General features: G+C 55.6%; 11 protein-coding genes. 3 read left to right on the plus strand and 8 right to left on the minus strand.

All coding sequences use genetic code 11. The features are described 5' to 3' along the window. Positions 1-24: 24 nt before the first annotated feature. Positions 25-2,673: a pyruvate dehydrogenase (acetyl-transferring), homodimeric type gene (gene aceE / locus G403_RS0117290; RefSeq protein WP_027855097.1), complete on the minus strand. Its 2,649-nt coding sequence runs from the start codon at positions 2,671-2,673 to the stop codon at positions 25-27. 260 nt (positions 2,674-2,933) lie between these two features. Then, positions 2,934-3,695, minus strand: coding sequence for a pyruvate dehydrogenase complex transcriptional repressor PdhR (pdhR, locus tag G403_RS0117295; RefSeq protein ID WP_027855098.1), 762 nt, complete (start codon positions 3,693-3,695; stop codon positions 2,934-2,936). 255 nt (positions 3,696-3,950) lie between these two features. Here pdhR and G403_RS0117300 point away from each other — a divergent pair, with 255 nt between their 5' ends. From G403_RS0117300 to G403_RS0117310, 3 genes are all read left to right on the plus strand, one after another. Continuing rightward, on the plus strand, positions 3,951-6,770 hold the full coding sequence (locus tag G403_RS0117300; protein WP_027855099.1) for an FAD-binding and (Fe-S)-binding domain-containing protein: 2,820 nt from the start codon (positions 3,951-3,953) through the stop codon (positions 6,768-6,770). A gap of 59 nt (positions 6,771-6,829) precedes the next feature. Continuing rightward, positions 6,830-7,318, plus strand: a complete 489-nt coding sequence (locus G403_RS0117305; protein ID WP_027855100.1) for a universal stress protein — start codon at positions 6,830-6,832, stop codon at positions 7,316-7,318. 108 nt (positions 7,319-7,426) lie between these two features. Then, positions 7,427-8,320 (plus strand): AEC family transporter, encoded by an 894-nt coding sequence (locus G403_RS0117310; protein ID WP_027855101.1) that lies wholly within the window; start codon positions 7,427-7,429, stop codon positions 8,318-8,320. Positions 8,321-8,368: 48 nt separating this feature from the next. On the opposite strand, the gene G403_RS0117315 is transcribed toward G403_RS0117310, so the two are convergent. The 6 genes from G403_RS0117315 to rpsA all read right to left on the minus strand — a co-directional run bounded on the left by G403_RS0117315 (position 8,369) and on the right by rpsA (position 13,069). After that, positions 8,369-8,650, minus strand: coding sequence for a ComEA family DNA-binding protein (locus G403_RS0117315; protein ID WP_027855102.1), 282 nt, complete (start codon positions 8,648-8,650; stop codon positions 8,369-8,371). A gap of 101 nt (positions 8,651-8,751) precedes the next feature. Then, positions 8,752-9,471: an orotidine-5'-phosphate decarboxylase gene (gene pyrF / locus G403_RS0117320; protein ID WP_027855103.1), complete on the minus strand. Its 720-nt coding sequence runs from the start codon at positions 9,469-9,471 to the stop codon at positions 8,752-8,754. Positions 9,472-9,492: 21 nt separating this feature from the next. Then, positions 9,493-10,692 (minus strand): lipopolysaccharide assembly protein LapB, encoded by a 1,200-nt coding sequence (gene lapB, locus G403_RS0117325; RefSeq protein ID WP_027855104.1) that lies wholly within the window; start codon positions 10,690-10,692, stop codon positions 9,493-9,495. Position 10,693: 1 nt separating this feature from the next. After that, positions 10,694-10,999, minus strand: a complete 306-nt coding sequence (locus G403_RS0117330) for a LapA family protein (RefSeq protein WP_027855105.1) — start codon at positions 10,997-10,999, stop codon at positions 10,694-10,696. 30 nt (positions 11,000-11,029) lie between these two features. Continuing rightward, entirely contained in the window at positions 11,030-11,326 is a 297-nt protein-coding gene (ihfB, locus tag G403_RS0117335; RefSeq protein WP_027855106.1) for an integration host factor subunit beta, read from the minus strand. A gap of 63 nt (positions 11,327-11,389) precedes the next feature. Then, a complete protein-coding gene (gene rpsA, locus G403_RS0117340) occupies positions 11,390-13,069 on the minus strand; it encodes a 30S ribosomal protein S1 (protein WP_027855107.1) in 1,680 nt (559 codons plus the stop codon). Between the last annotated feature and the right edge of the window lie 26 nt (positions 13,070-13,095).

Below are 13,095 nucleotides of genomic sequence, written 5' to 3' on the forward strand. Positions count from 1 at the left end.
ACCTTCAGATGTTCAGTTGCCGGTTTACACGGTCCAGGGGGCCGGTTTCTCCGGGTTGATATTGAACTTCTGCATAGCCTTGGCAACGACGGAAGGCTCAACTTTACCCTCCTCCTGAAGCGCCTTGAGGGCCGCGACACACACGTAGTAACGGTTAACTTCGAAGAATTCGCGCAGCTTACTGCGGGTATCGGAGCGACCGAAACCATCGGTTCCGAGCACCTTGTAGCGACGCGGGATATATTCACGGAGCTGATCGGCATACAGGCGGATATAGTCCGTGGACGCAACCACCGGTCCTTCGTGACCATCCAGCACCTGCTGAATGTACGGCACACGAGGCTCATCCTCCGGATGCAGCAGATTCCAGCGCTCCACATCCTGTGCTTCACGGCGCAGCTCGTTGATGGACGTGGTGCTCCAGACATCGGATTCGACACCAAACTCTTCGCGCAGCAGCTTGGCCCCTTCGCGCACTTCGCGCAGGATCGAACCACAACCGAACAGCTGAACCTTCAGGTCCGCGGACTTACCCTCTTCGAGCAGGTAGATCCCTTTCACGATCCCTTCCTCGGCACCCTGCGGCATCGCCGGATGCTGGTAGTTTTCGTTCAAGGTAGTGATGTAGTAGAAGCGGTTTTCCTGATTGACATACATGCGCTTGAGACCATCCTGGATGATCACGGCAAGCTCATAGCCGTAAGTCGGGTCATAGGACACACAGTTCGGAATCATCTGCGCCATCAGGTGGCTGTGGCCGTCCTGGTGCTGCAGACCTTCACCGTTCAGCGTCGTACGGCCCGAGGTTGCACCGATCAGGAAGCCGCGCGCCTGCATATCACCGGCCGCCCAGGCCAGATCCATGATGCGCTGGAAGCCGAACATGGAGTAGTAGATATAGAACGGCACCATGGTGCAGTTGTTGTTCGCGTAGGAAGTTGCCGCTGCGATCCACGCAGACATGGCACCCGCTTCGTTAATACCCTCTTCCAGAATCTGACCGGTCTTGGATTCCTTGTAGAACATGATCTGGTCAGAGTCATGCGGCACATAGCGCTGACCGGCGGATGAATAGATACCCAGCTGACGGAACATACCTTCCATACCGAAGGTACGTGCTTCATCCGGTACGATCGGAACAACACGCTGCCCCATCTGCTTGTCTTTGGCCAGCGTGCTGAGGATGCGGTTCAGCGCCATCTGGGTCGACAGCGTACGATCACCGGAATCCTTGAGCTGACCAGAGAACGCCTCCAGCTCCGGTGTATCGAGCTTTTCAAACTCGGTACGGCGGACCGGGTAGAAGCCACCCAGCTTCTGACGGCGATCCAGCATATATTTCATCTCTGCCGAATCGGGTGCCGGACGATAGTAAGGCACCTCCTTGAGCTGATCATCGGAGAGCGGGATGTTGAAGCGGTCACGGAACGACTTGAGGTCATCCATGGCCACTTTCTTCAGGGAGTGAGTATCGTTCTTGGCCTGACCGGACTGACCCGTACCATAGCCTTTCACTGTCTGCGCCAGAATAACGGTGGGCTGACCGGAGTGATTCATCGCCGCATGGTAGGCCGCGTACACCTTGTACGGGTCATGACCACCGCGGTTAAGGTTCATGATCTCCTCGTCGGACATATCCTTAACCAGCTCAGCCAGTTCCGGATATTTACCGAAGAAGTGCTCACGGGTATAAGCACCGCCGTTCGCCTTGTAGTTCTGCAACTCGCCGTCACACACCTCATCCATGCGCTTCTGCAACAGACCTTTGGTGTCTTTTTCAAACAGCGGGTCCCAGTGACGGCCCCAGAGGCACTTGATCACGTTCCAGCCGGCACCGCGGAAGATACCTTCCAGCTCCTGAACGATCTTACCGTTACCGCGCACCGGACCATCAAGACGCTGCAGGTTACAGTTAATGACGAACACCAGGTTTTCCAGCTGTTCACGACCAGCCAGAGAGATCGCACCCAGAGTCTCCGGCTCATCACACTCACCGTCACCAAGGAATGCCCAGACCTTGCGATCGCCACGCTTAACCAGATCACGCGCAGAGAGGTAACGCATCACATGCGCCTGGTAGATCGCCTGAATCGGCCCCAGCCCCATGGAAACGGTGGGGAACTGCCAGAAGTTCGGCATCAGCCAGGGGTGTGGGTAAGAGGAAAGACCATTGCCATCCACTTCACGACGGAAGTTGTCCAGCTGCTCTTCGGTCAGACGACCTTCAAGGTAGGCTCGCGCATAGATACCTGGCGCAATGTGTCCCTGGAAGAACACCATATCGGCTTCACGGTCGCCTTCGGGGCCGTGGAAGAAATAGTTAAAGCCGATATCGTAAAGCGTTGCGGAAGAGGAGAAGCTGGAGATGTGGCCACCCAACCCCTCATCGTTATCGTTGGCACGCATGACCATCGCCATCGCATTCCAGCGAATAAAGGAACGAATGCGACGCTCCATAAACAGGTCGCCCGGCATGCGAACTTCATCGCGCGGCGAAATCGTGTTTACGTAAGGCGTGTTCAGCGTTCCTGCGCCACCGACACCGATCTCGGCAGCACGGGAGCCGAGCTTTGTCAGCAGGTAACGTGCGCGTTCATCCCCATCATGTTTAGCGACCGATTCCAGGGCTTCAAGCCATTCACCCGTCTCGATCGGATCGATATCTTCAATCATCTCTTCTTGCACTGTGCTTTCTCCGATTCCTGTAGCCGTCTATTTGCATTGGGCTCACGCAATCCGAACCGGCACTGCGCATCGCCCTTATTTTTTTAACGGAGGCCAATTCGCTGTTTGTAGTTTTGCACTGCAATAACAGCGTTCTCCTTTATTATGTGTAATAATACTACACATTGTATTTCAATCAGTCTACAAAACGACGAAGGTGTAAAATTTGTTATTGTAATAACGAAAAGACCATGTAGTTTTTGTACAAACTAAGGAGTCAAATCCGCCCTCCTCAGCGCCCGTTCCAGTCGCGTATTCTCCTTACCCTGCTCAAGCAAGGCTTCTTCAACATAGACCAAATGATCATGCGCTGCCTTTCGTGCAGCTTCCGGTTCACCTGCACAGATCGCATCCAGCAGCAGACCGTGCTGCTCATGGATTCGTTCACGCATTTCACTCTTGGGATATATGTTTTGCAGGTTGTCCCCGATGTGTTGATGCAGAAGGCTGAACAGCGCCCGCATCATATGCAATAGAACCACGTTGTGAGTTGACGCGGCTATCGCCAGATGAAACTCCACATCGGCCGAAACCTCTTTATCAAAGGCTTTGAGTTCGTGATAGCGCTGCAGGTCCTCAAACCGGGCTCGGATCGTCTCACGGTCAGCAGCAGTTGACCGTAACGCAGCATAGTAGGCTGAGACTCCCTCAAGCGCATGACGGAACTCGAGCAGATCGTACTGCGCCTCCGGGTGTGTTCGAAACAGGTCCAGCAACGGATCGACCAGGCCATTACCCAGCGTTTCCGTTACATAGGTGCCGCCCCCCTGCCGACTGGTCAAAAGGCCTTTGGCGGCCAATTTCTGTAGAGCCTCCCTGAGCGAGGGCCGTGAAACATCAAACTGCTGCGCCAAATCACGCTCCGGCGGTAGCCGCTGACCGGGCTTAAACGTCCCTTCCATGATCATCTCTTCAATCCGTTGCATGATCACATCGGAAAGTTTAGGCGGTTTTACACTTTGATAGGCCATGGCCCGTTCCTCGTCGACTACGCTGACACCTATTCGCCCCGTAACGCACTTGAGCGAAAGCATTTGACAAAACTCTTAAAAAATAAATAGAGTACCCCAGCACTAATGGTAAATTGGTATTACCAATTTAGCAAGAGCTGATTCGGTCGTCGCCCCAGTCAACACCGATCTATCTACAATAACGACTCAACAGGCCCTAACCAGACATACCCCCAGCATTGTCTTACGGGCCGATCATAGAGGTATCACGGCACAATGAAGTCCGAGCATCAAGAGTTTTTGGTCAGCCTCCAGCAGTTTATTCCCGCCGAGCGTCTTATCAGTGACCCTCTGCGCACTCTGGCCTATGGAACGGACGCCAGCTTCTATCGCCTGATCCCGCAACTGGTTGTCCGGGTAGAATCTGAAGCCGAGCTGATTCGGGTGGTGTGCGCTGCCCGGCAGCACGAAATTGCCATCACCTTCAGAGCCGCAGGCACCAGCCTCTCCGGCCAGGCGATTACTGACTCGGTTCTCGTTGTACTGGGCGATGGCTGGAGCAACCATAAAATTCTTGATAACGCCGAACGCATCAGCCTGCAACCCGGCGTCGTAGGTGCTACGGCTAACCGTTATCTGGCACCCTACCAACGTAAAATAGGTCCTGACCCCGCCTCGATCAACGCAGCCAAGATCGGCGGTATCGCTGCCAACAACGCCAGCGGTATGTGTTGCGGCACTGCCCAGAACAGTTACCGAACCCTGGACGCCATGCGCCTGGTACTCGCGGATGGCACCTTGCTCGATACAGGGGATACCGAAAGCGTAGAAAGCTTCCGCAAATCCCATCGTAGCCTGCTTGACGCATTGGATTCATTGGCCCGACTCACCCGAGCCAATGAGGCTCTCTCAAGCCGTATTACCCATAAATACCGACTGAAAAACACAACTGGATATGCGCTCAATGCGCTAATCGACTTCGAGGACCCGATCGAAATCCTTCAGCACCTGATGATCGGATCTGAGGGCACTCTCGGTTTTATCTCTGAAATCACCTACCGCACTGTACCTGAGCATCCCCATAAAGCATCGGCCCTTATCTTCTTTGACCAACTTCGCACCAGCTGCGAAGCGGTCGCGGCTCTTAAGACAGAGCCCGTCGCGGCCGTCGAGCTGATCGATCGCGCAGGACTGCGATCGATCGAGAACCAAGCCGGGATGCCCACCTTCATTAAGGAGCTGCCTGACGATGCCGCCGCCCTTTTGGTCGAAACCCGGGCAGAAAGCGCGCAGGCGATGGACGCGCAGATCCAGTCAATCGAGCGGACCTTGACTCGATTCCAAACCAGCCAGCCGGTCAGTTTCACCAGCGACCCTCAAGCCTGTGCACGCTTCTGGGCTATTCGCAAGGGCCTGTTTCCGGCCGTAGGTGCCGTGCGGGAAACCGGCACCACGGTACTGATTGAAGATATCGCCGTCCCCGTGGCTCAACTCGCCGATGCCGTGGCGGAGCTGCATACGCTGTTCGAGCGCTGGGGGTATGACAACGCCCTGATTTTTGGTCACGCTCTGGAGGGGAATCTTCATTTTGTATTCCCGCAGGCCTTCGACAATCAGCAGGAAGTCGACCGCTATGCGGGCCTGATGGATGATGTCTCGAACCTGGTTGTTGGCCGCTTCGACGGATCGCTGAAAGCTGAGCATGGTACCGGCCGCAACATGGCACCCTACGTAGAATTGGAGTGGGGTGCCGATGCCTATCAGTTGATGAGGGAGCTAAAAGGACTGCTCGATCCCCAGAACATCCTCAACCCGGGCGTTATATTGAACTCCGATCCCACGATCCACTTAAGCAACCTCAAGCCAATGCCTGCCGCCGATCCACTGGTGGATAAATGTATTGAGTGCGGATTCTGTGAGCCGGTCTGCCCTTCACGAGCGTTGACCACCACACCGAGACAACGCATCGTTATATGGCGAGAGATCGCACGGCTCAAAGCGACTGGCGAAGATCCCGAGCGCTTACGCCGCCTGCGCGATGATTACGACTTTCAGGGTGATGAAACCTGCGCAGCCTGCGGACTCTGTTCCACCGCTTGTCCGGTGGGCATCAACACCGGCGATCTGACCCGTTCAATCCGTCACCAGCGCAACGAAGAGCATGCCGGCAAAGCCCGCTGGCTCGCCAACCACTATGCCGGTGTGTCCAAAATCGCCCGTTGGACTCTGTCATCAGCCGATACCATGCATGGCCTGCTCGGCAGCCGCGCCATGGCTGGCCTGACCGGGGGGCTGCGGCGACTATCGGGCAACCGTGTTCAGCAGTGGACGCCTGCCATGCCCAAAGCCGCGCCCCCAGTGCGTGTCGAAAGCACAGCCCAGACGGACAAACCGGCCGTCGTCTATTTGCCCAGCTGCGCGAGCCGTATCATGGGGCCACAACGCGATGGACAAGATAGCCGCTCCCTGCACGAAGTGACCGAATCTCTTCTGATTAAAGCAGGTTACCGGGTTATCTACCCTGCAAACCTCGAAGCACTTTGCTGCGGCATGCCGTTCCAGTCCAAAGGTATGTTTGATGCCGCCGCCGCAAAAATGGGTGAAGTGAACAAGGAGCTGCTTCGAATCACTGAACGCGGTCGAATTCCGGTCTATTCTGATACCAGCCCCTGCAGTTTAAGATTGAGGGAACATTTGGACCCGGCGATCACGCTTTACGATAGTACCGAGTTTATCCATGATCATGTGCTAGACCGTGTCGAGATCGAACCGGTTGACGAGCAGGTCGCACTGCACATTACGTGCAGCGCAACCCGGATGGGCCAGGCCGATACGCTTAAGAATATCGTCGAGCAGTGTGCCAGTAAGGTCGTGGTACCTGAAGGAATCACCTGTTGCGGCTTTGCCGGCGACAAAGGGTTTAGTACACCGGAGCTTAACGCAAATGCACTCAGGCACTTGCCGGGCCAGGTCCAGCAATGCGACGGCGGATACTCAACCAGCCGAACCTGTGAGATAGGGCTTAGCCACCACAGCGGTATCGAGTATCGTTCAATCGTGTATTTGGTGGAGCGCTGCATTCAGCCCCGTGTGTAAATCAGGAATACGTATGACGCCCGGCGAGACGACCGGCGCATGATGAAGGAGAAAGATCGATGTCATTGCCCGAAATAAAGACCATCCTGTACACCACCTCACTGGGAGAACATACTCGCCCGGTATTTCGCCACGCCGTACAGCTTGCCCACCAGCTTGGAGCCCGGGTCATTATGCTGCACGTGGTTGAGCCGGTTGGAGAGATGGGGCGCGCCCTGATTCATACCTACCTGCCGGAAGATACCATCAAAAAGATGCACGACGAGGGTATCAACCGGATTCTTGATCAAATGAAACAACGGCTCGAGAAGTACCGGGACGAAGAGCTTAAAATCCTGGGTCGCGATTTCGATTTTGAGCTGGAAACCGTTGTTGCCGAAGGTCAACACTCTGACACCATTCTATCCCAGGCGGAGAAGTACCAGGCCGACGTGATTATCATGGGCCAGGAAAACACTTTCGGGCACCACAGCCCCACTACCCATCACGTGGTGCGACAGGCTAAGATTCCGGTTTTCGTTGTACCGACCGGCAAGGAATACCTGTAACGCCCCTTCTCTGCTGGCGGTCGAATATTCAGGAACAGGCGGACCCGGGGCGTCAGGTCGACTACCCGTGCCCCACAAACGGGGCCGCCTGCGTATTTAAGGAATTTCATGGACGCCACACCGTTTGAGCTGCTGGAGCGCATTGCCCAGACAGTCATCCCCCTTGTTGCCATTGTCGGACTTGGCTATCTCTATGCGCGCCGAGCCCATACCGACATGTCAGTAGCCAACCGCATCAATATGGACCTTTTCTGTCCAGCACTTATTTTTTCGGTGATGTCCGCCGAGTCATTCGAACTGGTTGCCCATGCAGAGCTGGCGATTGGCGCGGCGATTATCGTATTGGGCTCTGGCCTGCTGGTCTGGCCTGTCTGCAAAGTTCTCGGCGTCCAACCCAAAACCTTTGTCCCGCCGATGATGTTCAATAACAGCGGCAATCTGGGTATACCACTGATTGTTCTTGCTTTTGGTGAGTACGCGCTGCCAGCAGCGGTAGTGATGTTTCTGGTCGAAAACCTGCTGCATTTCACGGTGGGCGCCTACATCATGGATCACCGAACCCATCCGATGACGCTGACACGAAACCCAATGATATTGGCGACCGCGTTAGGCTTAGTCTGGAGCCTGCTTGAAATCCCCTTGCCTGCCGTGATTCACACGCCGATCGACATGCTGGGACAAATAGCGATTCCGCTGATGCTTTTCTCACTGGGCGTACGTATGACCAGCATCGATTTTACCAACTGGAAACCGGGTCTGTGGGGCGCGATTCTGTCACCGGCCACCGGGCTAGTCATTGCCATTCCTTTGGCCATGGCAATGGATCTGACCCAAACTCAAACCGCCTATCTGATTCTCTTTGGCGCACTACCGCCCGCCGTACTCAACTATATGGTATCCGAGCGCTATAACCAGGAACCTCAGCAAGTTGCTTCCATCGTACTGATCAGCAATATGGCGAGCCTGGCCGTGATTCCTCTGGTGTTGGCCTTCGTTCTCTGACACCGCGCCCGCCAGAGGCTGCTCACGCGGCCTCTGGCGGCTGGAGCATTAGCTCTCCGGCTCCTCAGCCGCCTCTACGGCTATCAGCTCCCGGTTTTTATCAAGCGTCGCGTCACCGATGCCGCTAACTTCCACCAGCTCGTCAACACTGGAGAAGCCACCGTTGGCCTCACGGTATTCCACGATGGCCGCCGCCTTGGCAGGCCCTACACCATTCAGTGCAGAGGCAAGCTCGCTGGCCGTTGCCGTATTAAGATTAACAGGTGCCGCCTGGAGGAAAGGGGAGAACAGAGCAGCGCCAAGAACAAGCGCCTTCAGCAAGGGTCGCATAGCAACCTCCTAGATCCTTGGAGTCATTTGAGCCGCAAACCTGTTGGCCCGCGGGCCGATCATCCGTTGACCGACCCTCCAACCATACTATCCAAAGGGATTTATGCCAAGAACCCTCGAGCACGAACCGCCTCTTCCACAATGCTCTTCGCCGCCGCAGCGGGATTATCTGCCTGAGTCACGGGGCGTCCCACGACCAGATAGGTCGACCCGGCTTTGACCGCTTCTTCGGGAGTCAGGATACGGCGTTGATCACCGGAAGCAGCTGAAGCAGGTCGAATCCCGGGGGTGACCAGGCTGAAGGAAGAACCGATCTCATCACGCAGACGACTTGCTTCCTGCGCAGAGCAAACGACGCCATCGAGGCCACAGTCATGTGTCAGCCGGGCCAGCCTGACGACCTGCTCCATCGGATCCAGATCCAATCCGATCTCAGCCAGGTCCGAACGCTCCATACTGGTCAGCACGGTCACTGCAATCAGCTGCGTTTGACAGTCAACCACCGTATCCAGCTCGTTCCTGGCCGCCTCCATCATCCGACGTCCACCACTGGCATGCACATTCACCATCCAGACGCCCAATTCGGCTGCCGCCTTGACCGCCTTCGCTGTCGTGTTGGGGATGTCGTGAAACTTCAAATCAAGAAAGACTTCAAAGCCCAGCGCGTGCAGCGCCTCGACGATCGCCGGGCCGGCACGGGTAAATAGCTCTTTGCCAACCTTGACCCGGCACTGCTTGGGGTCCAGCTGCTGTGCCATCGCCAGGGCTGCGTCCGCGCTGGGATAGTCCAACGCGACAATAATTGGGGTGTCCGCCTGCATATATCTCTCTCAGTCGGTGACTTATTCGCCTTCAAGGCCTTGGATGGGGCGTATTTTATTCCATTGACGGCAGGAAGGGCATTGCCAGAGCAATGTTCTCCCTGCATAGCCGCAATGACCACACTGGTATTTGGGTTTGTCCGCCTCGAGCTGGCCCGTTAAACCTCGCAGAACGGTAAGACTTTCACGGGCACTGTCTGAACCATGGGCCAGGTGCATATCAATCAGCCGATTGAGGCCACGCACGGACGGTCGCTTCTTCAGTTCATCGGTAATAAAAAGCCCGGCCTCGATCACGCCCTGCTCATCACAAAGGCGTTCAGCCCGGGCTAACATCACCGTGGTTGAGGGGGCTGTAGCCAGACAGGTATCCAGATAACGATCAAACGCGGAAAGCCTGTCGGAGGCTTCATAGCAGCGTTTTAAGTCCGCGATAGTCTCCGAGACCATGCCCGGATCCTGTTCACGGACGCGACACAGTGCCTTAATAGCACGAGACCAGTTGTCCTGTTCCATATGTCTGCGCGCAAGTAGCAGACTGGCGCGCACCGAGTGGGTATCAAAGCCATCGGCCTCTCGCAGATATTGCTCCGCAAGATTCCATCGTTTCCCATCCAGCGCCCGCTCAGCCAACTCGCAACAATATTGAGACAGCTCGTTAGCCATCGCCTGCTGCTCGCTGCTGGATAACTTTCTACCAACCTCCAGTGCGTCAAGCCATTCCCCCTCTTTCTCATAGAGCTTGATTAACAGCTTGCGCGCCTCGACGGCTATTTGATCAGACGGGTGGTCAGTGATGATCCCAGCGAGCAGATTTTCAGCCCGATCGAGAAGACCGGACGCTTCGTAATCACGGGCCAGGGCCATTTGAATGCGATGAAAATCGGTTCGGCTCAGACCCGGCCGCGCCAGCAGCGTTTGATGCACGCGGATCGCGCGTTCCACATCGCCTTTGCGACGGAGCAAGCGAGCGAGCGCCAGGTGAGCCGGGATCGTATCGGAATTAATCTCGAGCGCACGGATGAAGCTCTCAATTGCCTCATCCGTGCGGTCACTCATCAGGTAGTTAAGCCCCTGGAAATACTCGGGGTTGAGATTGGAATCTGAGCAGGATGAGCGATCGGCGGACGGCGTAGTCCGCTTCACTTGAGCGCGACCAAGAAGCCAGCCAATTGCAATAGCCGCAAAAAGCAGCGTCAGCAGTAGCGGGTCAAGCTCCATTTCAACCCTGTTCTTTCAGCGCCGTCGTCCTCAGCTTTTCAACCTCCTGGCGGCTTGCCGTCGCTTTGCGCTGTGCCGCTCTGAGACGGGTACGCAACCCCAGTATCGTCATACTTGAGATCAGCACACCTGAAACGCCGCCTAAGAGAAAAGCTATAATCAGCCAGAGCGACAGCGTCATCTCGGGTAGCTGGATGAAGACCAGGTCAATAGCGACCGGCTCGGTATTATGTACCGTGAACAAAATCCCGATGACCAGAATAAAAAGTCCGATCACCGCCGCAATCAGGGTTTTCAACCAACTCACGGTTTACCGCCTCCGTTGTGGATAAGGCTATCAGCCCTCATCCTGCAAACTTTCATTAACTTGATCCCGGAGCTCTTTGCCCGGTTTAAAGTGGGGAACATACTTCGCCGGCAACGGCACAGACTCACCGGTTTTGGGGTTGCGACCGATTCTGGGCGCGCGGTAGTGCAACGAAAAACTACCAAACCCCCTGATTTCGATTCGCTCCCCCTCAGCCAGTGTCTCGGTCATATGGTCCAACATGGTTTTTACGGCAAGCTCTACATCCTTGACCGACAGCTGCGGATGGGCATCGATTAACCGCTCTATCAGCTCTGACTTGGTCATATCAGCTCCTCGCTGGGTTTTTCTGGCTTCCAGCCGACCCAGGCCGGCTTTTCTGCCGGGGTATCAGGAGTCGCGCTTGTTCATTTGCGCCTTGATCAGATCACCGATGGTGGTCGGGCCTGTATCATCGCTCTGCTCCTGAACGGACTTCAGCGCTTCTTTCTGCTCCTGCATCTCGACCTGCTTAACGGAGAGGTTGATCACCCGGTTCCGGCGGTCAATACTGCCAATGGCAGCCTCGATTTCATCCCCGACGCTCAGCTCGGTGGTTAAGTCTTCCACACGATCTCGCGAAAGTTCAGAAACTTTAAGCTGACCATCAACGCCTTCCACTAAAGCGACAGTAGCTTGGCGCGGCGTAACTTCTGTGACCTGTCCCTTAACAATATCACCTTTGGGATGCTGATCCGCGTATTCCAGGAACGGGTCGGAATTCATCTGCTTGATACCCAGCGCAATCCGCTCTCGCTCTGGATCGATGGAGAGTACCAGCGCTTCCACCTCCTGGCCTTTGCTGTACGCCTTGACCGCCTCTTCGCCGGACTCATCCCATGAGAGATCGGACATGTGCACCAGCCCATCGATGCCGCCATCGAGTCCTACGAAGACACCGAAATCGGTGATCGAGCGAATAACTCCCTGCACCCGGTCACCTTTTTTGTATTGGCTTGCGAATGCCTCCCAGGGGTTCTGCTTGCACTGCTTCATGCCCAGAGAGATACGGCGGCGCTGCTGGTCGATGTCGAGAATCATAACCTCGACCTCATCACCAATCTGCACAACTTTGGAGGGGTGGATATTCTTGTTGGTCCAGTCCATTTCAGAGACATGTACCAACCCTTCGATCCCTTCCGTGATTTCGGCGAAACAGCCGTAGTCAGTCAGATTGGTCACCCGTGCGGTGACCTTGTCACCCACGTTATAGTCCTGCGTGAGCTTGGTCCACGGGTCTTCCTGCAGCTGCTTAAGACCCAGCGAGACGCGACTGCGTTCACGATCAAATTTGAGGACTTTGACATCGATTTCATCGCCAATCTTAAGCACTTCGCTGGGATGCTTAACCCGCTTCCAGGCGATATCGGTAATGTGCAGCAGGCCGTCGATGCCACCCAGATCGATAAAGGCACCGTAGTCGGTCAGGTTCTTGACGATACCCTTGAGGACGATGCCCTCTTCCATTTTCTCAAGCAGCTTCTCGCGCTCTTCGCTGTATGCAGCTTCAAGGACGGCGCGACGGGATACGACAATGTTGTTGGTGCGCGCATCAAGCTTGACGATCTTGAATTCCAGATCCTGCCCTTCCAGATGAGAGGTATCACGCAAGGGACGAATATCAACAAGAGAACCGGGGAGGAAGGCGTTTATGCCGTTAACATCCACGGTCAAACCGCCACGCACTTTGCCGGTAATATGGCCGGATACGGTCTCTTCCTGATTGTAGGCCTGCTCCAGAACAGACCAGGCTTCAGCGCGACGGGCCTTTTCGCGAGAGAGCTGAGTGGAACCAAAGCCATCTTCCAGTGACTCGAGGGCAACCTTAACCTCATCGCCGACTTTAAGGTCGACGTTACCCTCCTCGTCGCGGAACTGCTCCAGCGGAATAACCCCTTCCGACTTGAGTCCCGCGTTGACGATCACAAAATCATTGTCGATCGCCACGACCGTCCCGATGACGATCGAGCCCGGTGCCATGTCCAGGTCCTTGAGACTCTCTTCAAACAGCTCGGCAAAACTCTCGCTCATTACCCTCGGTCCTCAAAAAGGGGTTA

The organism is Marinobacterium litorale DSM 23545 (assembly GCF_000428985.1).
Classification (GTDB): domain Bacteria; phylum Pseudomonadota; class Gammaproteobacteria; order Pseudomonadales; family Balneatricaceae; genus Marinobacterium_D; species Marinobacterium_D litorale.